Genomic DNA, 22406 nt, shown 5'->3' with positions numbered 1-22406 from the left:
CCGGCTGGAGGGTGCGCTGGGAGAATACCGTACCGCCTACAGTTCCATGGCGGAGCTGCGCCGTAAGATGGACGCCCTGCGAATGGACGAGGCGGAAAAGGCCCGCAAAGTGGACAGCTTGACATTTCAGATACAAGAACTGGAGCGGGCGGAGCTGCGCACCGGCGAGGAAGAGGAACTTTTAGAGCGGAGAGACCTTCTGCGCAACGGGGAAAAGTATCTCTCGGCGGTGCAAGGAGCGGACGGCTGCCTGAACGGAGACGATGAGGCCGGCGGTGCGGTGTCCCTGATTCAGGAAGCGGCAAATAGCCTTGCTCATGTCAAGGGACGCCACGGACGGTTAGAAGAAATTTGGAACCGATTGGAACAGCTCCGCTGTGAAGCCTATGACCTTGCGGACTCTGTGCGGGATATGCTGGGGGAGTTTGACTTTTCACCGGAGGAGCTGGACGCGGTAGAAAGCCGAACAGACCAGCTCTATCGCTTGAAGAAAAAATACGGTGCCACGGTGGAAGACATGCTGACCTTTCTGGACCGGAGCCGCCGGGAGCTGGACGAGATTGAGACGGCGGACGACACGCTGGTTCGTTTAGCGGGGCAGCTTTCTGCCGCCGAGAAGAAGACCGTTGTGGCGGGCGCGGCGCTGACAAAGGCGCGAAAATCCGCCGCCGTAGAGCTGGAGAAACGAATTTTGAAAGAGCTGGAAGATCTGGACATGGGACGGGTTCGGTTTTCCATTGAATTTACGCCCAGTGAGCCGGGTCCCGACGGGTGCGACGCCACCCGTTTTCTAATGTCCGCCAACGCGGGGGAGAATTTGAAGCCCATTGCCCGGATTGCCTCCGGCGGTGAGCTGGCCCGCATTATGCTGGCGCTGAAAAATGTTCTGGCGGAGCAGGAGCGGGTGAGTACACTGGTGTTTGACGAAGTGGATACCGGCGTTTCCGGCCGGGCTGCTCAGAAGGTGGCGGAAAAGCTGGCTCAAGTCTCCCGGCACAAGCAGGTGCTGTGTGTGACCCACCTCCCTCAGCTTGCGGCCATGGCAGATGTACATTTTTCCGTGGAAAAGGGAGAGCGGGGAGGAAGGACCTTTACCGAGGTGCTTCAGTTAGATCGGCGGCGGCGTATGGCCGAGCTGGCCCGCATCACTGGCGGCAGCAAGGTGACAGACGCACTGCTGCAAAGTGCGGGAGAGCTGCTGGACGGGGCGGAAGCATATCGAAGTAAGCTGTGACTTTCTGCGCTGTAAAAAAGAGTTTATTAAAGCCAAAATTACTTAAAAAACAAGCGAAAGGCAGCGGACTTTACTTTTTTGGAGTAAAGTCCGCTGCCTTTTTGTCTGCGCTCATTTAACGCACATAGGCTTCCCCGAAAACCGCCCGGATACATTCATCTCTCCTTGCTTTCTTATACCGGCAGTGCTAAAATACGAACAGAATCAGATGCGTTTTTCACGAAAATATAATGTTAAAAGGAGGACTGTCATGAATCGTACCTTAATCTGTCAGATCTTGAACCACGAAATGATGTTGGCCACAGGGTGTACGGAGCCGGCGGCGATTGCCTTGACCGCTGCTGTCGCACGGGAGCACCTGGTGGGGGAGCCAACCCACGTAAAGGTGCTGGCCAGCGTCAACATTATCAAGAACGCAATGGCTGCCGGCATACCGGGAACGAAGTGCACCGGCATGAATTACGCAGCGGCGCTGGGCGCCGTGTGCGGTCAGGTGGAACGTCGATTACAGGTGGTGGATGGCGCTTCGCCGGAGGATGTGGCGAGGGCCGTGGAGCTGGTGCAGAGCGGCCACGTGGAGATGGGCCGGACAAAGGAGTCGGATAAGCTCTATGTGGAGGTGGAACTGACCAATGACGCGCATCAGTCCCGCGCGATTATCCGGGAAGCGCACACCAATGTGACCTTGGTGGAGATGGACCACAAAGCGCTGGAGACGGCGGCGCAGGAAGCTGCCGCCGACCCCATTTCACCGCAGGTCATTAAGGATACCCTAAGTATCCAGACGATTTATGAATTCGTGGAAACGCTGGACCGGGAAAAAGACGACCTGCACATGATTGAGCAGGCCATCAAAATCAACAGCGAAATTGCAAAGGTGGGCGCAGAGGGCAACTTTGGCCTGAACGTGGGGCAGCACATCCGCAAAAGCCAGGAGTCTGGCCTGATGGGCAGCGATGTGATGCTGGAAGCGGTGGCCGTCACGTCCAGCGCGGCGGACGCCCGCATGGCGGGGGCCAATGCGCCGGTGGTCACAAACTCCGGCTCTGGAAATCAGGGGATTACTGCCACCATGCCCATCGTCTCTGCGGCAAAGTCGCTGAAGATTGACGAGGAGCGGATGTTCCGAGCAGTGACGCTGAGCCATCTTATATCCATCCATATTCACGCGGATTTCGGCCTGCTCTCCGGATTGTGCGGTGCCACCATCGCTGCCACAGGCGCTGCCTGCGGGCTGGTGTATCTGCTGGGCGGCAGTTTACAGCAGGTCGGTTACGCCGTCAATAATATGTTGGGAGACGTGACGGGAATGCTGTGCGACGGGGCAAAGGCCGACTGCGCGTTGAAAATATCCACCTGTGTGTTTACCTCCTTCCACTGCGCCGCAATGGCTCTGCGGGACGAAACCGTGAAGCATACCGACGGCATCGTGGAGAAGGATCCGGAGGTGACCATTGCCAACTTTGTGAAGCTAGGCAACGACGGTTCGCCTAAAATGGACGACCTTGTGCTGGATATGCTGTTGCAAAAGGGAAGATAACGTCGGATGCGGACGGGCGGGGGAGAGCATACTTCCCTCGTCCGTTCTTTTGCGTGCTTTTCCAAGGATTCTCCTTGTCATGAAAGGGAAAAACTGCTATAATATGAGCATTCAATTTAAAATGCGTTTTACGCTAGGAGATTACATTGCTGCATTATATTCAGGCGCTGCTTGGGCAGCTGAACTTTTCCTCTGCGCTGGATGCGGCGCTGCGAGCGGCGTCCATCCTTCTATGCCTGACGGTGCACGAGACGTGCCACGGTCTGGCCGCCCTGTCGCTGGGGGACCCTACCGCGAAGGAACTACATCGGCTGTCCTTTAATCCCCTGCGGCACATCGACTGGCTGGGACTTGCCATGATGTTTACCGTGGGCTTTGGCTGGGCGAAGCCCGTGCCGGTGGACCCGCGCTATTTCAAGAACCCGAAGAGGGGAATGGCGCTGACGGCGCTGGCAGGGCCGCTCTCCAATTTTGCATTGGCGCTGGCGTTGCTTTTTATCAGCCGTTGGATTTATCTGTATACAGATTATACGCCTCTGTGGGACGGAATTTTCAATTTTCTGCACACCACTGCAATTCTTTCCATCGGGCTGGGACTTTTTAACCTGCTCCCTATTCCTCCGCTGGATGGATCAAAGGTCTTGGGTGCACTACTGCCCGACAAGGCCTATTTCACCTTAATGCATTACGAGCGGTATGGAATGCTTCTTTTGTTTCTGCTCTCCTTTGCAAATGTGGGCGGAGGGCTGATTGGCCGCGGCATCTACGCCGTGTACACCACCATGGTGAACCTGATTTATTGAGGTGAACGATTGTTGGACAGTCCCGTATTCAAGCTGGAAAAAGTGGTTCGGGCCAAGGCGCAGGAGGAAATGCAGGACTTTGAGGGGCCGCTGGACCTTATATTGTTTTTGCTCAGTAAAAACAAGCTGGAAATTCAGGACATCGCCATTTCTCTGATTTGCAACCAGTACCTCTGCTGGCTGGAGGCGCGCAAGCAGATGGATCTGGAAGTGGCCAGCGAATTTATCTCCATGGCCTCCCATCTCATTTATCTCAAGACCCGGATGCTTTTGTCCATCGAAGATGAGGAGGCCCGGGGCGAGATGGACGCCCTGATCAAGTCATTGGAAGAGCGTCGCCGTAGCGAGAGCTATGGCGTGGTAAAGGCGGCCGCCAAACGGCTGGAGCCTATGGAAGAATTTGGACGCAGCATCATTTTCCGTCAACCGGAGTCGGTGGAGCGGGGAAAGATTTATGAATACGATCAGGACCCGGGGGACCTGATTCTGGCCATGACGGACATTCGGGAGCGCTCAGAGCGGACGTTGCCGCCTCCCAGAGCGGCCTTTGCAGACATTGTGCGCCACGAGCCCTATCCCGTGGAGAGCAAGGCGAGGGACATTATCCAGCGGCTTAAAAGCGAGGGAATTACCCGATTTTTGCTATTATTCCGGGGTAACCGGACCCGCAGCGAGGTGGTGGCCACGTTTTTGGCGGTGCTGGAATTGTGCCGTGCCAGCATCATCCACCTAGCCGGGTCCGAGACGGACTGCACCGTGAAGCAAGAACAGGAGCTACCCGAAAATCTAACACTGTAAGGGAAACGGCATGGAAAATTTGGACATGAAGGAAATTGAGTCCGCCGTGGAGGGCATTTTGTTTGCTTCCGGCGATCCGGTGCATATTGACCGCATCTGTATCGCGCTGGAGACGGACCGCCTCACGGCGGAACGGGCGCTGCAAAACCTGATGGATCACTATGCCTATGAGCGCCGGGGCGTGCGGTTGCTCCATGTGGAGGACACGTGGCAGCTATGCTCCGCGCCGGAGTACGCGGAGGTAATCCGCAGGGCATTTGAAATCCGAAAGTCTGCCAAGCTCAGCCAGCCTGCGCTGGAGGTGTTGACGGTGATCGCCTATTATCAGCCCGTTACACGGGCATATGTGGATCAGATTCGGGGCGTGGACAGCGCCTACACCGTGGGGCTGTTGCTGAACCGAAAGATGATTGAGGATTGCGGGCGGCTTCAGGTGCCGGGACGGCCTCGGCTGTACCGGACCACAAAAAATTTTCTTCGCTCGTTTCATCTCCACTCGTTGGAGGATTTGCCGGAGCTTCCGGATTTTGGCGGCGCCGGGCAGATGCGCATAGGCGACAACGGTGAGATTGTTGACCCAGAGGGGGAACTTGGGGAGACGGCGGAGGACGATGTGCCGGAAGGCGGCAATTAAGCCTTGCCGTCCGGGAGCGCTGTGGAAGGAGGATGCCCCTTGCTCTGGCTGAAAATTTTGATTGGTCTGGCAGTTTTATTTCTCCTGCTGTGCAGGGTGCGTCTGGGTATCCGGGTGGACATTGCCGAGATTGTTTCGGCGGACGTGGTCATTGGTTTCCTGCGCTTTCGGGTTGTGCCCACCAAGGATGGGGCAAAAATAGTTGCAAAGCCAAAAAAAACCAAAAAAAGAAAAAAGCCAAAAGATTTGACAAAAACCGTAAAGAAAATCCCCGTACCAACAGTGGAGGATTTAAAATCCGCATATCATATCTTTCAGGGACCAATGAGAAAAATTTTGCGACGAATTGGCCAGGGAATTTGTATCCACCCTTTGTCATTGTCGGCAACAATTCCGGGGCAGGAGGACCCAGCAGCGGCGGCGGAAACCTATGGCCGTGTCTGCGCGGCCATGTGGACGGTGATGCCGCTGCTGGAAGAGCTGATTGATATTCCCAAGCCATCCTTGCACGTGGGCGTGGATTACGACTTAGAGCACGTCTACATCCGGGGACATGTGGGCATTTCCATTCGCGTGGGAACGCTGCTGTCTATAGGCTTCGGCGCGTTGATTCCCGGCGTACGCTGGCTGATAAAATTTTATCGGGCTCATAAAAACGACAAACCGCGGCAGGAAAAAACTGCAGAGACAGAAGCGCCGAAATCTGCCGCATAGAAAGGAAATCGCTATGGATAATACTGTTGAGAAGAAACACCCGCTGAACGATCTGATGCGCTCCACCATGGAAAAAATTCGCGAAATGGTGGATACCAACACCATCGTGGGCCAGCCGATTACCACGCCCGACGGCGTGACCCTCATCCCGATCTCCAAGGTCAGCTTCGGCTTTGGCAGCGGTGGCGGAGACTATGGCGCGACCCAGCCTCAAAATTTTGGCGGCGGCAGTGGTGCGGGCGTGAAAATTGTTCCCGTGGCGTTTTTGGTGATTAAGGACGGAACTACCCGTGTTCTGCCGGTTTCTCTGCCGCCGGTGTCCACCGTGGATCGGCTGGTTGATATGGCTCCGGATATTCTGGATAAAGTGGAAAAATATTTCGACAAAAAGAAGGAAAAAGAGGAGTTCTGACGGGGGTATACTAAGGTCACCTCAGTGGAAAGGTGATCGTGGATGAAAACTCGCTTCAAACGCTTCGCGGCGCTGCTTTGCGCTCTTTTATGCCTGTATAGTATTTTTCCTTGTAAGGCTGCGGCTGTCAGCACTTCTGCTACGTCTGCCATTTTAATGGACGTAGATTCGGGCCGCGTGCTGTACGCTCAAAACGAAGATAAAAAAATGCTGATTGCCAGCACCACCAAAATTATGACGGCGCTGGTGGCTCTGGAAAATGGAGACCTTCGGGGCGCCGTGAAGGTCACGGCGGAGGCCGCCAACACGGAGGGATCCTCCATGTACCTGAAGGCGGGGGAGAAGCTGACGCTGGAAACCTTGCTGTACGGGCTGATGCTTTCCTCCGGAAACGATGCGGCCGTGGCCGTGGCGCAGGGCGTGGCAGGCAGCACGGACAAATTTGTGAAACTGATGAACCAAAAGGCAAAGGAACTGGGCATGAGCGGCACCTCCTTTGCAAATCCCAACGGGCTGGACGACGAAAAGCACTATTCCACCGCCAGAGACATGGCGGTGCTGGCTTGCGCTGCCATGAACAACGAGGCTTTCGCCCGGATTGTTTCCACCCGTTCCGTCACTGTGGGCGGGCGGACGCTGACCAACCACAACAAGTTGCTTTCCTATGTGGATGGCTGTATCGGTCTGAAAACTGGCTACACCAAGGCTGCTGGCCGCACGCTTGTGTCCTGTGCGCGACGAGATGGGCAGCGTTTGGTGGCGGTGACGCTGCAGGACGGGAACGACTGGGCGGATCACGCCGCGCTGTATGACTATGGGTTCTCCCATTACCCTGCGCATCGGGCCATGATCATCGGGGAGATAGTGGGTACGCTGGCAGTAACCGGGGGCGTGAGCACCGTAATCCCTGTGGTGGCGGCGGAGAGTTTTTCCTGGCCTCTGGCACAGGGGGAGAAGCTGGAGGTTCGCTTTGAGCTGCCGGAGAGCGTTAAAGCTCCAGTGACGGCGGGAACAAAAGTCGGACATGCTGTGTTTACCTTGAGCGGCAAAGAAATAGGGCGGGTGGAACTGCTGTGCGGCGGCGATGCGCTGTGCGCCATTCAGCCTCCCTCAAGCTTGCTGCGCCGCATGGGTGAGTTGCTGAAAAAGTGCTGAGCACGCCGATGTGGCGGTATAGCTCGGGGATAATCAGGCCAGCGGACACGGAAATCCTGTCCGGACAGTCTGGGGCCGCGCCGCAAAGCGCGGCCTTTCCAATTGAAACACATAGAAGGAGGAGACGGACATGGAGGAACGTCTGCAAAAGCTGCTGTCCTCCGCGGGGCTGTGCTCCCGCCGTGCGGCAGAGGCATGGATTACCGATGGACGGGTGACGGTGAACGGACAGACCGCCCGTTTGGGCGATAAGGCCGACCCGGATCAGGACAACGTGTGCGTGGATGGCGCTCCGCTTGGGCGGAAAGAACACAAATCCTACTTATTGCTGAACAAGCCCCGTGGGTATGTGACTACTCTTTCCGACGAGAAGGGCCGTCCCACGGTGGCGGAGTTGGTGAAGGACGCGGGGGCTCGGGTGTTTCCTGTGGGGCGGCTGGATATGGATTCCGAGGGGCTGTTGCTGCTGACTAACGATGGAGCGTTGATGCAGCGGCTGATTCACCCCAGCTTTCAAATTGATAAAACCTACGAGGTGGAGGTTTCCGGCTTCCAAACTGGGGCAGACGCGGACCTTGGGGCCGTTACAGAGCTTGAAGGGGAGCCTATTTCTCCGGCCATGGTGGCGGTGCTTTTTAAAAACGGAGACCGGGCGCGGCTTAGCATGGTCATTCACGAGGGAAAAAACCGCCAGATTCGGCGCATGTGCGCCCAATGTGGGCTGACGGTCCTCCGGCTGCAGCGGGTACGGGAGCATGTTCTGGAGCTGGGTGCACTGCCCCAGGGGAAGTGGCGGTATCTGACGAAAGAGGAGCTGTCTGCTCTACAAGTGCAGTGACAGCGGGGGAAGGTTGCCGCACCGTTTCTGTCGCCGGAAGGAAAATGATTGCAGGATTTTTATAAATCCTGCAATTTTTATGTCTGCTTTCAGATTGCAAATCTATTGCAATCGCAGGGTGTTTGAGAAAACGCCGGTTTTTGCAATACTGCTGCATCAAAAAGTAAAGGTTTTTATTGAAAAAATGCAGGAAATATGATAAGCTATTCATCGCACTTGGTCAGTACCCGGTATACTGACCTGGGAGAAGAGATACGGCGGAGGGGAAGATCGTGGCGAAAGGCATTTTATATACGCTGGAGAGCGGCATGAGCGGTTTTTCAAAGGGACAAAAGCGCATCGCTTCCTATATTATGGAGAACTATGACAAGGCCGCGTTTATGACGGCCAGCAAGCTGGGCCAGCTCTCGGGCGTCAGTGAATCCACGGTGGTCCGTTTTGCCTATGAGCTGGGCTATGCGGGGTATCCCGCCTTGCAGAGGACGCTGCAGGAGATGATCCGCAGCCGGCTGACTTCCACCCAGCGCATTCAGGTGGCGGACAGCATGATGAGCGGACATGACGTACTATCTTCTGTGATGCGTTCGGATTATGATCGGCTGCGGTTGGTGGCGGACAAGGCGGACCGCAGAGAGTTTGACCTTGTGGTGGATGAACTGGTGCGTGCGCGGCACATCTATATTTTGGGCGTGCGGTCGTCCTCTTTTGTGGCGGGGTATTTAAACTTTTACATGCATCTGCTGTTGGACAATGTAACGCTGGTGCAATCCAACGAGGCGGGGGCAATTTTTGAACAGTTATTCCGCATCGGGCCCGGTGATGTAATGCTGGCCATCAGCTTTCCCCGGTACTCCAAGGCTACCATCAACACCGCGAAATTTGCCAAGGACCGGGGCGCCACAATTCTGGGTATTACGGACAACGATATGTCTCCTCTGGGGCAGATGTCCAGCGCGGCGGTACTGGCTCCCAGCGAAATGATTTCCTTTGTGGACTCCATGGTTGCCCCCATGTCCATGGTAAACGCCCTGCTGGTGGCACTGGGCTTCCGGCTGGGAAAAGACGTGTCCAATATCTTCTCCGAGCTGGAGGACATTTGGGAGACCTATGGCGTGTTTGGAAAGGCTGACGATGAATAAAAAGGTTTTGGTGGTCGGCGGCGGTGCCGCCGGCATGATGGCTGCGATTTCGGCGGCGGAGCGAGGGGCGTCTGTGACGCTGCTGGAGCCGGGCGAGCGCCTTGGAAAAAAACTGAATATCACTGGCAAGGGCCGGTGCAATGTCACCAACGATTCCGGGTGCGAGGAGCTTTTGGCCAACGTTCCCCGCAACGGAAAGTTTCTTTACAGCGCCTTTTCCAGGTTCGACGGACGGGACGCCATGGCGTTTTTTCAGGAGCTGGGTGTTCCGCTGAAGGTGGAGCGGGGACGGCGGGTATTTCCCGTGTCCGACCGCTCTTTTGATGTCAGCGGTGCGCTGGAGCGGCGGCTGAAAAAGCTGAATGTCTCCATTTTGCGGCGGCGGGCGGAAAGCCTGCTACTTGAGGAGGGGACAGTCCGGGGTGTGGAAACGGAGCGAGGCCCGCTAAATGCCGATGCGGTGATACTGGCCACCGGCGGAATTTCCTACCCGGCCACGGGTTCCACCGGAGATGGGCACCGGCTTGCAGAGCAGGCGGGCCACACGGTCACGCCCTTGCGCGGATCGCTGGTACCCCTGCGGGAAGTGGGGAATCTGTGCGCGGATTTGCAGGGCCTATCTCTGAAAAACGTGGAGATGACGGTTTTTGAGAACAATAAAAAAATCCATACCGATTTTGGCGAACTGCTATTTACCCATTTCGGGGTCAGTGGCCCGTTGGTTCTGTCCGCTTCCTCCCATATGCGGCATTTCGGAGAAAAGGCGTATCGGCTGGAAATTGATTTGAAGCCCGCATTGGGCGAAGAACAGTTGGACAGGCGGTTGCTGGCGGACTTTGAAAAATACGCCAACAGCGATTTTTGCAACGCGCTGAGCGACCTGCTGCCCCAAAAGCTGATTCCGGTCATGGTGGTGTGCTGTGAAATTTCCCCGCATCGAAAGGTACACGATATTACGCGGGAAGAGCGGCAGGGCCTGCTGCGCCTTTTGAAGCACTTTCCCATTGCCGTCGGTGCACCCCGTCCGGTGGAGGAGGCCATTGTCACTGCCGGCGGCGTAGCGGTGCGTGAGATTAATCCAAACACTATGGAATCAAAAAGTGTAAAGGGATTATACTTTGCGGGTGAGTTGATTGATGTGGATGCCTATACCGGCGGATTTAACCTGCAAATTGCCTGGGCCACCGGGCGCGCCGCGGGCTTTGCAGCGGCGGATACCAAGGAGTAAGGAGCATTCCCATGAAGAACGTAAGCATTGCCATCGACGGGCCCTCCGGCGCGGGAAAGAGCACCTTGGCCCGGGCACTGGCAAAGAAAAAAGGATATTTGTACGTAGATACCGGCGCTATTTACCGGACCATCGGCTACTATGTCCACCGTTGCGGAGTGGATCCGGCCGACGCGGCGGTGGTGCTGCGTCGGCTTCCACAGGCAAAGGTGGAGCTGCGCCGGAGCGAGGATGAAACGCAACGCATGTTTTTAAACGGGGAAGATGTGTCCGAGGAGATTCGCCTTCCGGAGGTTTCCAAATATGCATCCGTTGTCTCCGCCTACCCGGAGGTCCGGGCATATCTTCTTGAGATGCAGCGGGAACTGGCCCGGAACCACAACGTGGTAATGGATGGGCGGGACATCGGCACGGTGGTTCTGCCGGACGCGGATGTGAAAATTTTTCTCACAGCTTCGGTGGAGATTCGTGCGAAGCGCCGCTATTTGGAGCTTTCGGAGCGGGGAACGCCCGAAGCGTTGGATCAGGTATACAGCGAGATTGTCCAGCGGGACTGGGACGACTCCCACCGCGCCGCCGCGCCGCTGCGGCAGGCGGAGGGCGCCGTGGTGGTGGATACCACGGCGCTGAATTTTCAAGAGAGCTTGGCCGCACTCTTGCAGGTGGTGGAGGAGGCGTTGAAATGAAGCCTTTTAATGGCTTTTTTGTGTTTATCTATTATGTGGTGGGCTTTATTACCCGGCTTCTTCACCCCACCGATGTGGAGGGAATGGACCGCCTGCCCCAAGGGGGCGCGTTGCTATGTCCCAACCATGCCAGCGACTGGGACCCGGTGATGGTGGCGCTGGTGCTGCCGGTGAATTACCGGCTGCACATCATGGCGAAGGAAGAACTGTTCCGCAATCCGATTCTGGGCTGGATTTTGCGCCGTGTGGGGGCGTTTCCCGTCAGCCGGGGCGGCAGCGACATTCAGTCGGTTAAAACCGCCATGCAGGCCATTAAATCCGGAGACAATCTGCTGATGTTTCCGGAGGGAACCACTGTTCGCAACGGCATCGGCCATGTGGACGGCTTGCCAGCCCACGCCCACGGCGGCGTGGCCATGATCGGAATTCGCACGGGAGCGAAGCTGGTTCCCGTGTTTGTGGATGGAGAGAAGAAGCCCTTCCGCCGCACCCGCATTATTTTCGGCGAGCCCTATGAGCCAAGAATTACCGGGAAACACGGCACGGCGGAGGAGATTCAGACTGTGGCAGACGAGGTTCTGGCGGCGGCCTACGCGTTAGGTGGGCAGGCCGTGGGAGGGAAGTCAGTGTGCGAGTGATTTTGGCGCAGAGCGCCGGTTTTTGCTATGGCGTAGAGCGGGCGGTGGAGCTTGCAAAGAAAACCGCCTCGGAAAGCGACTGCTGCGTCATGCTGGGAGACCTGATTCACAATGCCCACGTGGTGGCAGAGCTGGAGGCTCTGGGCGTGCGGAAAATCGCAGGGCCGAAAGACGCGCCGGAGGGTGCCACCGTTGTGCTGCGTTCTCACGGAGAGCGGCGGGAGCTGGTGGAGGAACTGGCGGCGCGGGGACTTTGCTGTGTTAGCGCCGCATGTCCCAACGTTCTGCGGATTCAAACCCTTGTTGGGCAGGCAGAGGAGGACGGACGGCAGGTCATCATCATCGGAGAGCGGAACCATCCAGAAATTCAGGGAATCGCCAGCTATTGCAGGCATCCGCTGATTTTCGGCGGGCCGGAGGAGCTTGCCATCTGGCTTGCAGAGGACACTGCACGGCGAGACCTTGCCATCACGGTGGCGGCACAGACCACCTGTATTCGTGAACTTTTTGAGACTTCCGTAAAAATCTTAAAAAAACAGTGTACAAACGCCAAAATATTTGATACAATATGCAATGCTACGCGTAAGCGTCAATCCGAGGCGGCCGAGATTGCCGGACGGGTGGACGCAATGGTGGTGGTTGGAGACCCCAGAAGTGCAAACACCAAACATTTGACGGAAATTTGTATTGAGAGATGCCCGCGCGTTCTCCAGATTGAGGGGGCGGACGAGCTCTCGCCGGATTTTTTCAATGGTTGCTCTGTTGCAGGTCTGACGGCCGGTGCCTCCACGCCTGCGGGCATCATTAAGGAGGTATATGCAACGATGAGTGAAGAAATCAAGAGCGTCGAAAACGGCGAGGAATCCTTTGAGGAACTGCTGAATCAATCTTTTAAGACTTTAAATACAGGGGAAAAGGTAACTGGCATTGTCACGGCCGTGGGTCCCACGGAGGTGCAGGTAGATGTGGGCGCCAAGCAGGCCGCATACATCAAGGCCAGTGAGCTGAGTGACGATCCCAACGCCAAGCCCGAGGATCTTCTGAAGGTGGGCGACGAGATCGAGGCATATATCGTCCGCGTCAACGACATCGAAGGCTTTGCCGAGTTGTCCAAGAAGCGTCTTGACACTGTGAAGGTCTGGGAGAACATCGAGCAGGCCGTCGAGGACAAGACCGTGATGGACGGCGTTGTCACCGAGGTCAACAAGGGCGGTGTGGTCGTTTCCGTCAAGGGTGTGCGGGTGTTCGTGCCTGCCTCTCAGAGCGGTATGCCCCGTGGCGCGGACCTTAACACCATGGTTAAGTCCAAGGTGCAGCTCCGTATCACTGAGGTCAACCGTGCCCGCCGCCGTGTGGTGGGTTCCATCCGCTCCGTCGCTGACGAGGCCCGCGGAGCCGCGCAGGACGAGGTGTGGAACAGCATCGAGGTTGGCAAGCGGTATACCGGCACTGTTAAATCCATGACCGCTTACGGCGTGTTTGTGGACATTGGCGGCGTGGACGGCATGGTGCATATCTCCGAACTGAGCTGGAGCCGCATCAAGACTCCCTCCGAGGTCTGCAAAGTGGGCGATTCCATGGAGGTGTACGTCATTTCCTTTGATGCTGAGAAGCGCAAAATTTCTCTGGGTGTAAAGGATCGCAGCGTAAACCCTTGGGAGGACTTCATGAGCAAGTACCGCGTGGGCGACGTGGCTACGGTCCGCATCGTCAAGCTGATGACCTTTGGCGCGTTTGCCGAAGTTGTCCCCGGCGTGGACGGCCTGATTCATATTTCCCAGATTGCCGACCGTCGCATTGAGAAGCCCGGCGACGTGCTGAGCGAGGGGCAGGAAGTGGAAGCCGAGATCATTGCCGTGGACGAGGAAAAGAAGAAGATTTCCCTGTCTATCCGCACTCTGCTGGCTCCTGCGGCACAGAACGAGTTCGAGGTTGAGGGCGAATAAATCAGTCCGCCAATTGATACGCGATTCAGCTCCGGAAATGCTTTTGCATTTCCGGAGCTTCCTTTGTATCCGGCTGAGTCTTCGCCTATTGCCGAAAATTTCAATACTGAGAGGTGGAAGACTGGAAACAGGGGTTTACCGGATAACACTGCTCCGGAAATCCTGCGCGCAAATTTCACAGATTCCATTGCATTCCAAAAATGATTGTGTTACAATATTGACAATCTTTGAAACTGCATGGTTTTATTGAAAAAACAGGGAGGAATTTTTCATGAGCTATCAGGAGACATACAAACAGAAGCTGCGGACTGCGGACGAGGCCGTCAAGGTTGTCAAATCCGGAGACTGGGTTGATTACGGTTGGTGCGTGTGTACTGCCGACGTCCTGGATAAGGCTTTGGCAAAGCGCGCGGACGAGCTGACCGACGTGAATATTCGCGGCGGCGTTCTTACCCACCGTCCCGCCGTGATGAATGTTCCCGATGCGGCGCGGCATTTTACATGGAATTCCACGCATATGGGCGGTCTGGAGCGGAAGATGACCAAGGAGGGACTGGCATTTTACGTTCCCATCCGGTACTCCGAGCTTCCCCGGTACTACCGCGAGAATATGGCGCCCATCGATGTCCTGATGATGCAGGTTTCTCCCATGGATGCCCATGGCTGGTTCAACTTCGGACCCAGTTGCTCCCACATGAAGGCTGCCAGTGAGCGCAGCAAATGCATTATTTTGGAGGTGAATACCTCCATACCCTATTGCCACGGTGGCTTTGAAAACTGCATTCATATTGACGATGTGGATATGATTGTCGAAGGCGACAACAGCCTCCCGGATGAGCTGGGCGGCGCAGCCCAGCCCAGCGAGACAGATCTCGCCATCGCCCGCCTTGTTATGGAGGAAATTCCCAATGGGGCCTGCCTCCAGCTTGGCATCGGCGCCATGCCCTGCACGGTGGGTAAGATGATCGCCGAATCCGACCTGAAGGATTTGGGTGTACATACTGAGATGTACGTGGATGCGTTTGTGGATATGTCCAAGGCCGGAAAAATCACGGGTAAGTACAAGCCCTTTGACAAGGGCCGTCAGGCCTTTACCTTTGCCGCAGGCACCCGGAAGCTCTATGAGTTCCTGGATAACAACCCCCAGTGTATGGCGGCCCCTGTGGACTATACCAACGACGTTGCCCGGGTGTCCCAAATCCCCAACTTTGTCTCCATCAACGGCGCGGTGGATATTGATTTGTACGGACAGGTTTCCTCCGAATCCTCCGGCACCACCCACATTTCAGGTGCAGGCGGCCAGATGGACTTTGTGATGGGGGCGTATCTGTCCAAGGGCGGCAAGAGCTTCATCTGCTGTTCTTCCTCCGTAAAAGACAAGAAAACCGGAGAACTGTCTTCCCGCATTCGCTCCACGCTGCTCAATGGCTCTGTCGTCACTGCCACTCGCTCCAACCTGCACTATCTGGTGACGGAGTACGGTAAGGTGAACGTCAAGGGTATGTCCACTTGGCAGCGGTCCGAAGCCATCATCAGCATTGCTCACCCCCAGTTCCGTGAGGAGCTGATTGCCGAGGCGGAGAAAATGCACATCTGGCGCAAGTCCAACAAGAAATAAGATTCTCTTTTGATAAAAACCGCCCTTCACAATGCCGTGGAGGGCGGCTTTTTGAGGTTTAGGTAACATTTTTCAGGATATACTTGTAAGATTACCTGAAATATGATATTATATAATTAAAATATTTGGAAGTATGATAATTGCGATGAGCGCATCCGGGACAGGAAAGGAGCCTGAAATGTTCAGTGTCGGAGATATGGTGGTTCATCCCATGCATGGCGCCGGTGTGATTGACGGCATTGTGTGTGAGAAACTCGGCGGCGCGGCGCAGGATTACTATGTCTTTAAAATGCTGGTGGGCGGGCTTCTTTTGAAAATTCCAACAGCCAACAGCGATGTCATCGGCCTGCGTCCCGTGTCGGATCGAGCGGAGGTGGAAGCGCTGTTCAGTGCGCTTCCCGCCATGAACATCGATGAAAGCGCCAATTGGAACAAGCGCTACCGCGAAAATCTCCAACGGCTGAAAAGCGGGGACCTATATGAGCTGGCCCGAGTGATCAAAAGCCTGACCATGCGAGACAGGGAGCGGAGTCTCTCAACGGGAGAGCGAAAAATGCTTCACAACGCCAAGCAGATTCTGATTTCGGAAATCGTGCTTACCGGCGTGGGCAGCTATGAGCAAGTGGAGCAGCGGCTGGATGGGTCCATGGAAGTATGAATACGGACCGGGGAAAGCCGGTTGAGGAAGAGGAGATTGAATGATCCGTTTCTTTCACCGTTTCAGGGACGCGCAGCGTCCCTTCTGCACGGCGCTGGTGGCCGCCGCCGGTGGTTCCTCCCGAATGGGAGAGGGCGTCAATAAGCTGCTGGAGCCACTGGATGGCATTCCTGTTTTGGCCCGGACGCTTCTAACGCTTGAGCGGGCCCAGCGGGTGGATGCCATCATCGTGGCGGCCCGGGAGGAGGATATTCTACCCTTTTCCGATCTGTGCCGTACATATGAAATTTCAAAATGCGTAAAGGTAATTCGGGGCGGAGAGTCCCGGACCCATTCTGTGCTTCTGGCGGCGCTGGAAGCCGACGAAAAAACCGTCCTTTTGGCGGTGCAGGATGGCGCACGCCCTCTGACTCCGCCGGAGCTGATTGACAGCGTGATTGAAAAGGCAGAAAGATGCAACGCCGCTGCCCCGGCGGTCCCGGTGAAGGACACGGTGAAAACCGTTCGAGACGGGCAGATAGAAGAAACATTGGACCGCTCCGCTCTGGCGGCTGTGCAGACGCCGCAGGTGTTTGAAGCCAACCTTTTAAAGGCGGCGCTTCAGTCTGCTATGGAAGACGGGGCAGAGACAACGGACGATTGCTCCGCCGTGGAGCGGCTGGGGAAGACCGTGTATCTGGTGGACGGAGACGAGGAGAACCTAAAAATCACCACACCGCTGGATTTAATTCTGGCCCAGGCGATTTTAGACGCCAGAGAGGGACGGCTATGACGAAACTGCGCATTGGTCAGGGATATGATGTTCATCGTCTGGTGGCGGGCAAAAAGCTAATTTTGGGCGGTGTCGAAATCCCTTGGGAAAAGGGACTTCTGGGCCATTCCGACGCAGACGTGCTGACTCATGCGGTAATGGATGCGCTGTGCGGCGCGGCAGGGCTGGGCGATATCGGCACCCTGTTTCCGGACAGCGATCCTCAATACGCGGGGGCGGACAGCATCGCTCTTTTGCGGCATGTGGCGGCACTTTTGCGGGAGAAGGGCTATGTGGTGGTGAACATGGACGCCGCGCTGATTGCCCAGAAGCCAAAAATTGTCCCCTACAAGGCGGAAATGGCAGAGAATCTGGCTCGGGCACTTGGCGTGAAACGGGATCAGGTAAATGTAAAGGCCACTACGGAGGAGGGCCTTGGCTTCACGGGAGACGGCTCCGGTATGGCAGCTCAGGCAGCGGTGCTTTTGGAAAAAGAATGACGATTGACTTGGGAGGCCCGTCCGATAGGACGGGTCTCCCGCTTGCTTTTTATAGATCTAAAAGGCTGAACGGCGGTTCGCCAATGTTTTAGGACTTCGGTTCTCACCCCTTTTTTCGGTCCGCATAAACTATGAGGAGAGGAGGAGTGTCCGTGGAACAATATTGGATGATCGCCCGCTCTGTGACCTATGCCCAACGAATGGAAAGAATGCTGATGGCCGCGGGGATCCGGACGCGTATCTTCCGCGCTCCCAGAGATTTGAGCAATATGGGCTGCGCGTATGCCGTGGAAGTGACGGGTGGGGCTGTGCGTTCCGCATTGTCGATTCTTCGGTCGGCGGGGCTTTACCCTGCGAAATTATATTTGTTACAACAGGGAAAATACGTGGAGATTTCTCTGTAAACCGTGTCCGGCGGCTTTGCCGCCGGATCCCGGATAGAGTTTAAGCGCGGAGTATAAACGCCGCTTTGGAAACTTTTATAGGAGGTTGATTATGATCTATCTGGACAGTGCGGCTACCAGTTTCCAAAAGCCGGAGACGGTGAGCCGGGCAATGGTGAAGGCCCTGCAAACCATGAGTTCTCCCGGGCGCGGCAGCTATCCGGCGGCCATGCAGGCGGCAGATACGCTGTTCTCCTGCCGCACGGAACTGGCCGAGCTTTTTCATATATCGGAGCCGGATCGGGTGGTATTCACTATGAATGCAACCCACGGGCTGAACGTCGCCATCAAAAGCCTTGTTCCCCGCGGCGGACGGGTCGTGATTTCCGGTTATGAGCACAATGCCGTGACCCGTCCTTTGGCGGCGCTGGGCGCGGAAGTTATCGTGGCCGGCGCGCCGCTGTTCCGGCCGGATCTGACCACGGAGGCCTTTGAAAAGGCCATTACCCCCGACGTGGACGCGGTGGTTTGCAGCCATGTATCCAACGTCTTCGGTCTGGTGCAGCCGGTGGAAGCCGTGGCCGCGCTCTGCCGCGAGCGGGGCGTTCCCTTTGTGATCGACGCGTCCCAGTCCGCGGGAGTGATGCCTTTGGATATGGCGGCGCTGGGCGCCGCGTTTGCCGCCATGCCGGGACACAAGGGATTGTACGGTCCGCAGGGCACCGGCGTTTTGCTTTGCGGTGACAAAGCGGAGGCACGTACGCTGATAGAGGGAGGGACCGGTAGCCTGTCTATCCAGCAGGAAATGCCGGACTTTCTGCCGGACCGGCTGGAAAGCGGGACGCATAACGTGCCCGGAATCGCGGGTCTTCTAGAGGGAATTCGCTTTGTCCGCGGAAAGGGAGAAAGCGCCATCTGCCTCCACGAGCGCAAACTGGCCCTGCAGGCCTCGGAGGGGCTGCGTAAGCTCCCTGGTGTTTGTGTCTGCGCAAGACGTGACCTCTTCGCCCAGACCGGCGTGCTTAGCTTTGTTGTGGAAGGAGTGGATTCCGAATTTGTTGGCAATGCGCTGACAGAGGCAGGGTTCGCGGTCCGGACCGGACTGCACTGCGCACCGCTGGCCCACCGTACCGCCGGGACAATTGATAGCGGTACCGTCCGTCTCAGCTTCTCCGCGTTTAACACGGAACAAGAGGTGGATTTACTGCTGGAGGCCCTTCCGGGAATCCTGAAGCGCCTTTCCGACTGATTTCCCCCACAACCGCCCGCACCCGGATTTTGGGGTGCGGGCGGCAAAGCCTCGTTTGGAGGAAAAATCCTGAAAGACGGTAAACATACTATGAATTTTGACGCCTTTTGCCTTGCAATTTGGCGTCATTTTCTATATAATATAAGCACTCTTGTAATTTGGGTAAATTCCGAATCCCACGGCTTTGGCCGCGGGCGGACTCCGGCCCTGACCCGGGAAGGAAGCTGATACAGCGATGAGCGCAAAATTTTCGCTTCTTCTGGGCATGATTGCCCGATACCTGCTGACAATTGAAATAACGGACATTCTGCTGATGGCCATTGTCTTGTACAAGCTATTGAACTTTGTCAAGACCTCGCGGGTGGCAAACCTTTTAAAGGGTGTTTTGATTTTTCTGGCAGTGCTGTGGCTGTCCTCCATCTTCAACCTCAACGGCATCAGTTACATCATGGGCCGAATGGTGGAGTGGGGCGTTCTGGCCCTTATTATTCTGTTCCAGCCGGAGCTTCGCCGGGTGTTGGAGCAGATGGGCAGCCGTCGGCTGGCCTTTTTCTTCACCAGAGCAGAGACAGAGAGCACGCTGGAGCGCATGATCGGACAGACCGTTCTTGCCTGTACCGAGATGTCTAAATCCCGCACCGGTGCGTTGATTGTGTTCGAGCGGGAGATTTTGCTGGACGACATGGTCCGCAGCGGCACAGTGTTGAATGCGGATGTATCCGGTGAGCTTTTGAAAAACATCTTTTTTGTGAAAGCGCCCATGCACGATGGCGCGGTCATCGTTCGCAAAGGCCGAGTTTTGGGGGCGGGCTGTATGCTGCCCCTGAGCAAAAACGTGAATCTCTCGCGGGACCTGGGGATGCGCCACAGGGCCGGGATCGGCATGAGCGAAAACTCCGATGCGGTGGTGGTGATTGTCTCCGAAGAGACGGGGTCCATCTCCGTGGCCGTGGGCGGGATGCTGAAGCGGCATCTGATGCCGGAAACGCTGGAAAACCTCCTGCGCAACGAGTTGCTGCCTCAGGAGAAGGAGCCGTCGGACCGGAAGTCGGGCCTTTTCGGTCTGTTTCGTGTCCGCGGGGAAGGAGGCGGCCGCAATGGAGAACAATAAACCACGCTGGAATAAAAGCAAAGTGCTTTATATCGTCCTCTCCATTTTGTGTTCCTGTGCCATCTGGCTGTACGTGGACAGCATCAACAACCCCGAGAAAGAGAAGACCATCAGCGATATTCCCATCGAATACGTTGGGTCAGACACCATCCTGGCCGACCGGGGACTGATGCTCCTGCCGGAAAGCGACCAGACCATGACGCTGACGATCAAGGCGCGGCGGCTGATTCTGGCCAAGCTGGACCCCGATAAAATTCGTATTCAGGCAAATCTGTCTGATATCACTGCCACCGGGTCCCACAACGTGAGTTATACGGTTCGCTATCCCAGCAATATTCCGAGAGACGCAGTTTCCTATTCCAATACATCCTATGCGGCCCATGTGGAAATCGGAGAGCTGTATCGGCGGAACGTGGATATCCGCTGTACGCTGACGGGTACCGTGGCCGAGGGATATATTGCCGGGGAGTTGCGGCTGGAGCCGGAGACGCTGGAGCTGCGCGGCCCGCGTACCGAGGTGGACGCGGTGGCCTATGCCAAGGTAACGCTTGCGGTGGACAACGCCACGGAAACCGTGTCCAGAGCACTGGGCTATGAGCTTTACAACGAGGCTGGAGAGCTGATTGAGGACACCTCAAGCCTGCGCGCCACCTCCGATCAGATTCAGGTGACGCTGCCCGTAAATGTGGAGAAGGAATTGCCCCTTCGGGTGAACTTCATTGAGACGGCCGGGGCCAGAGTTCAGAATCTGGATTATTCCATTGCCCCTACCAGCATCACGGTTTCGGGTGCAGCAGAGCTCTTGAAGGACGTGGAGTATATCACGCTGGATGATTTCGAACTGGCGGAATTTGTGGGCCCCTCCACCTATCGGTATACCATCAATGTCCCCGCAGGCTGCGAAAATCTTAGCGGGGCTGCCCGGGCGACCATGACCGTCCGATTTAAAGACATGGCCTCCGCCGACTTCAATGCTGTGAATTTCACGTGTGAAAACGTGCCGGAAGGGAAAACTGTAACGGTTCTGACCACGGAGCTTCCGGTGTCCCTACGGGGAACCGCAGCGGATGTGGCGTCTGTTAAGGCGGAGGATATTACGGTAACGGCGGATTTGACGGACATTCTCGCCGCGGGCGGGAGTTATACGGTCCCTGCAAAAATCATCGTGGGTAATGGCGCGGATGTAGGCGTGGTGGGTGAATATCAGATGAAGATCACCATTTCCGAAGACACCGCACAGGAGGAACCCCCTGATCCCACAGTCCCTTAACGTAAACAATCAGCGGATTTAGGAGCGATCGAATGACACAAATTGCAACAATTGAAAAACTGCTGGATGAAAGCCACGCGGAAATTTCCGTGGCTCGACAGTCCGCCTGTGGACACGACTGCGAGGAGTGCGCCGGCTGCGGCGTTTCCGGCGCGTCGGTCTATGCCAGAGCAAAAAACTCCATTGGGGCAAGACCTGGGCAGAAGGTGGTGGTGGAGAGCAGCACCAAAAACATCCTCGGCATTCTCCTGCTGGTCTATATGGTTCCGGTGGTGCTGTTTTTCCTTGGATATGCGCTGGGGGGATTTTTCGCCACAGCGGCGGCGCGGTATACCACGGCCGTCATCGCCTTTGTGCTGGGTATGATACCGGCGGCGCTCTATGACCGCCGCCTGCGGCAGCAGGGCGGCATGGAGTTTACTATCGTCAGGCTGTTTTAAGCCGGGGCACGATGTTTGGTTACGTCAGACCCCCGTTGGATCTGCTTCCCGTTGAGGAGCAAGAGCGGTTCCGCAGGGCCTACTGCGGACTGTGCCACACTCTGCGCCGCCGATGCGGTCTTCCCGCCCGATTCATTCTGAACTACGACTTCACGTTTCTGGCCATCTTGCTCTCAGGCGGAGAGGAACCGGAAACTCACTGTGAACGGTTCGTGGCAAGCCCTCTGAAAAAGAGGCCATGCTGCGGTATGCACCCGGCGTTGGATTTAGCGGCAGACGAGAGCGTGATTCTGGCCTATTGGCAGGCGAGGGATGGCGTAGCGGACCACGGATTTTGGAAGGGGCTGAAATATCGCGCGACGGCTCTGGCCCTGCGGGGCGGCTATCAAAAGGCTGCCGCCGCCCGTCCGGAATTTGACCGGGTGACGCGGGAGCAGCTCGGTCGGCTAGCGGAGTTGGAGCGAGAGAAGGCCCCTTCACTGGACGCTCCGGCAGATGCCTTTGCCCAAATTTTGGCCGCCGCCGCCGACGAGGCGGAGGACGTGTCGCTGCGCCGTATTCTCCATCAGCTTTTATACCATCTGGGCCGCTGGGTCTACCTGACGGATGCTGCGGACGACCTAAAGGAGGACGCTCTTTCCGGAAACTATAATCCGCTGAT

General features: G+C 56.4%; 24 protein-coding genes. All 24 read left to right on the top strand.

All coding sequences use genetic code 11. The annotated features are described in order from the left end of the window. A partial coding sequence (locus RT018_RS08300; protein ID WP_312940936.1) for a DNA repair protein RecN occupies positions 1-1234 on the top strand: 1234 nt, incomplete at its 5' end. Positions 1235-1484: 250 nt separating this feature from the next. Continuing rightward, on the top strand, positions 1485-2774 hold the full coding sequence (locus tag RT018_RS08295; RefSeq protein ID WP_312940934.1) for an L-serine ammonia-lyase, iron-sulfur-dependent, subunit alpha: 1290 nt from the start codon (positions 1485-1487) through the stop codon (positions 2772-2774). 146 nt (positions 2775-2920) lie between these two features. Then, entirely contained in the window at positions 2921-3577 is a 657-nt protein-coding gene (locus RT018_RS08290) for a site-2 protease family protein (protein WP_312940933.1), read from the top strand. A 12-nt stretch (positions 3578-3589) separates the two neighbouring features. Beyond that, positions 3590-4375 (top strand): segregation/condensation protein A, encoded by a 786-nt coding sequence (locus tag RT018_RS08285; protein ID WP_312940932.1) that lies wholly within the window; start codon positions 3590-3592, stop codon positions 4373-4375. Between the two features lie 25 nt (positions 4376-4400). Then, positions 4401-5009, top strand: coding sequence for an SMC-Scp complex subunit ScpB (gene scpB / locus RT018_RS08280; protein ID WP_397359981.1), 609 nt, complete (start codon positions 4401-4403; stop codon positions 5007-5009). A gap of 39 nt (positions 5010-5048) precedes the next feature. After that, positions 5049-5723 (top strand): hypothetical protein, encoded by a 675-nt coding sequence (locus RT018_RS08275; RefSeq protein ID WP_312940930.1) that lies wholly within the window; start codon positions 5049-5051, stop codon positions 5721-5723. 13 nt (positions 5724-5736) lie between these two features. Further along, entirely contained in the window at positions 5737-6135 is a 399-nt protein-coding gene (gene ytfJ, locus RT018_RS08270) for a GerW family sporulation protein (protein WP_312940928.1), read from the top strand. A gap of 42 nt (positions 6136-6177) precedes the next feature. Next, positions 6178-7290: a D-alanyl-D-alanine carboxypeptidase family protein gene (locus RT018_RS08265; protein WP_312940927.1), complete on the top strand. Its 1113-nt coding sequence runs from the start codon at positions 6178-6180 to the stop codon at positions 7288-7290. Positions 7291-7420: 130 nt separating this feature from the next. Further along, positions 7421-8128 carry a pseudouridine synthase gene (locus RT018_RS08260; RefSeq protein WP_312940926.1) on the top strand — a complete coding sequence of 236 codons (708 nt, stop codon included), beginning with the start codon at positions 7421-7423 and terminating at the stop codon, positions 8126-8128. A 272-nt stretch (positions 8129-8400) separates the two neighbouring features. Continuing rightward, positions 8401-9267, top strand: a complete 867-nt coding sequence (locus RT018_RS08255; protein WP_312940924.1) for a MurR/RpiR family transcriptional regulator — start codon at positions 8401-8403, stop codon at positions 9265-9267. Further along, positions 9260-10495, top strand: a complete 1236-nt coding sequence (locus tag RT018_RS08250; RefSeq protein WP_312940923.1) for an NAD(P)/FAD-dependent oxidoreductase — start codon at positions 9260-9262, stop codon at positions 10493-10495. The genes RT018_RS08255 and RT018_RS08250 overlap by 8 nt, the downstream gene beginning before the upstream one ends. A gap of 11 nt (positions 10496-10506) precedes the next feature. Further along, on the top strand, positions 10507-11181 hold the full coding sequence (cmk, locus tag RT018_RS08245; protein WP_312940921.1) for a (d)CMP kinase: 675 nt from the start codon (positions 10507-10509) through the stop codon (positions 11179-11181). Beyond that, entirely contained in the window at positions 11178-11819 is a 642-nt protein-coding gene (locus tag RT018_RS08240; RefSeq protein ID WP_312940919.1) for a lysophospholipid acyltransferase family protein, read from the top strand. Before cmk ends, RT018_RS08240 begins: the two co-directional genes overlap by 4 nt. Next, positions 11810-13765, top strand: coding sequence for a bifunctional 4-hydroxy-3-methylbut-2-enyl diphosphate reductase/30S ribosomal protein S1 (locus tag RT018_RS08235; RefSeq protein WP_312940917.1), 1956 nt, complete (start codon positions 11810-11812; stop codon positions 13763-13765). The genes RT018_RS08240 and RT018_RS08235 overlap by 10 nt, the downstream gene beginning before the upstream one ends. Before the next feature lie 271 nt (positions 13766-14036). Continuing rightward, positions 14037-15383 carry a butyryl-CoA:acetate CoA-transferase gene (locus RT018_RS08230; RefSeq protein WP_312940915.1) on the top strand — a complete coding sequence of 449 codons (1347 nt, stop codon included), beginning with the start codon at positions 14037-14039 and terminating at the stop codon, positions 15381-15383. 178 nt (positions 15384-15561) lie between these two features. Then, entirely contained in the window at positions 15562-16041 is a 480-nt protein-coding gene (locus tag RT018_RS08225) for a CarD family transcriptional regulator (RefSeq protein ID WP_312940913.1), read from the top strand. A gap of 40 nt (positions 16042-16081) precedes the next feature. Then, positions 16082-16813: a 2-C-methyl-D-erythritol 4-phosphate cytidylyltransferase gene (ispD, locus tag RT018_RS08220; protein WP_312940911.1), complete on the top strand. Its 732-nt coding sequence runs from the start codon at positions 16082-16084 to the stop codon at positions 16811-16813. Next, the gene (gene ispF / locus RT018_RS08215) at positions 16810-17292 is read left to right on the top strand and encodes a 2-C-methyl-D-erythritol 2,4-cyclodiphosphate synthase (protein ID WP_312940909.1); all 483 of its coding nucleotides are present in this window, start codon (positions 16810-16812) and stop codon (positions 17290-17292) included. The genes ispD and ispF overlap by 4 nt, the downstream gene beginning before the upstream one ends. 152 nt (positions 17293-17444) lie before the next feature. Further along, entirely contained in the window at positions 17445-17696 is a 252-nt protein-coding gene (locus RT018_RS08210; RefSeq protein WP_312940907.1) for a DUF3343 domain-containing protein, read from the top strand. A gap of 91 nt (positions 17697-17787) precedes the next feature. Continuing rightward, complete coding sequence (locus tag RT018_RS08205; RefSeq protein ID WP_312940905.1) at positions 17788-18924, top strand: aminotransferase class V-fold PLP-dependent enzyme; 1137 nt, start codon at positions 17788-17790, stop codon at positions 18922-18924. A gap of 235 nt (positions 18925-19159) precedes the next feature. Then, positions 19160-20035, top strand: coding sequence for a diadenylate cyclase CdaA (gene cdaA, locus RT018_RS08200; RefSeq protein ID WP_312940903.1), 876 nt, complete (start codon positions 19160-19162; stop codon positions 20033-20035). Beyond that, the gene (locus RT018_RS08195) at positions 20022-21305 is read left to right on the top strand and encodes a CdaR family protein (protein ID WP_312940901.1); all 1284 of its coding nucleotides are present in this window, start codon (positions 20022-20024) and stop codon (positions 21303-21305) included. The genes cdaA and RT018_RS08195 overlap by 14 nt, the downstream gene beginning before the upstream one ends. Positions 21306-21337: 32 nt before the next feature. Then, a complete protein-coding gene (locus RT018_RS08190; protein ID WP_312940899.1) occupies positions 21338-21745 on the top strand; it encodes a SoxR reducing system RseC family protein in 408 nt (135 codons plus the stop codon). A gap of 11 nt (positions 21746-21756) precedes the next feature. Next, a partial coding sequence (locus RT018_RS08185) for a DUF5685 family protein (RefSeq protein ID WP_312940898.1) occupies positions 21757-22406 on the top strand: 650 nt, incomplete at its 3' end.

Source organism: Oscillibacter sp. (genome assembly GCF_032060045.1).
In the GTDB taxonomy this organism is placed as follows: Bacteria; Bacillota; Clostridia; order Oscillospirales; family Oscillospiraceae; genus Oscillibacter.
Note: the sequence above shows the minus strand (reverse complement) of the source record. Positions and strands in the feature narration are given on the sequence as shown.

Bases quoted from the DNA above. Each gene is read 5' to 3' on its own strand.
- scpB (WP_397359981.1), top strand. From the start codon at position 4,401: ATGAAGGAAATTGAGTCCGCCGTGGAGGGCATTTTGTTTGCTTCCGGC.
- ispF (WP_312940909.1), top strand. From the start codon at position 16,810: ATGACGAAACTGCGCATTGGTCAGGGATATGATGTTCATCGTCTGGTG.
- RT018_RS08240 (WP_312940919.1), top strand. From the start codon at position 11,178: ATGAAGCCTTTTAATGGCTTTTTTGTGTTTATCTATTATGTGGTGGGC.
- RT018_RS08230 (WP_312940915.1), top strand. From the start codon at position 14,037: ATGAGCTATCAGGAGACATACAAACAGAAGCTGCGGACTGCGGACGAG.
- cmk (WP_312940921.1), top strand. From the start codon at position 10,507: ATGAAGAACGTAAGCATTGCCATCGACGGGCCCTCCGGCGCGGGAAAG.
- ytfJ (WP_312940928.1), top strand. From the start codon at position 5,737: ATGGATAATACTGTTGAGAAGAAACACCCGCTGAACGATCTGATGCGC.
- RT018_RS08205 (WP_312940905.1), top strand. From the start codon at position 17,788: ATGATCTATCTGGACAGTGCGGCTACCAGTTTCCAAAAGCCGGAGACG.
- cdaA (WP_312940903.1), top strand. From the start codon at position 19,160: ATGAGCGCAAAATTTTCGCTTCTTCTGGGCATGATTGCCCGATACCTG.
- RT018_RS08190 (WP_312940899.1), top strand. From the start codon at position 21,338: ATGACACAAATTGCAACAATTGAAAAACTGCTGGATGAAAGCCACGCG.
- RT018_RS08260 (WP_312940926.1), top strand. From the start codon at position 7,421: ATGGAGGAACGTCTGCAAAAGCTGCTGTCCTCCGCGGGGCTGTGCTCC.
- RT018_RS08195 (WP_312940901.1), top strand. From the start codon at position 20,022: ATGGAGAACAATAAACCACGCTGGAATAAAAGCAAAGTGCTTTATATC.
- RT018_RS08225 (WP_312940913.1), top strand. From the start codon at position 15,562: ATGTTCAGTGTCGGAGATATGGTGGTTCATCCCATGCATGGCGCCGGT.
- RT018_RS08265 (WP_312940927.1), top strand. From the start codon at position 6,178: ATGAAAACTCGCTTCAAACGCTTCGCGGCGCTGCTTTGCGCTCTTTTA.
- RT018_RS08295 (WP_312940934.1), top strand. From the start codon at position 1,485: ATGAATCGTACCTTAATCTGTCAGATCTTGAACCACGAAATGATGTTG.
- ispD (WP_312940911.1), top strand. From the start codon at position 16,082: ATGATCCGTTTCTTTCACCGTTTCAGGGACGCGCAGCGTCCCTTCTGC.
- RT018_RS08250 (WP_312940923.1), top strand. From the start codon at position 9,260: ATGAATAAAAAGGTTTTGGTGGTCGGCGGCGGTGCCGCCGGCATGATG.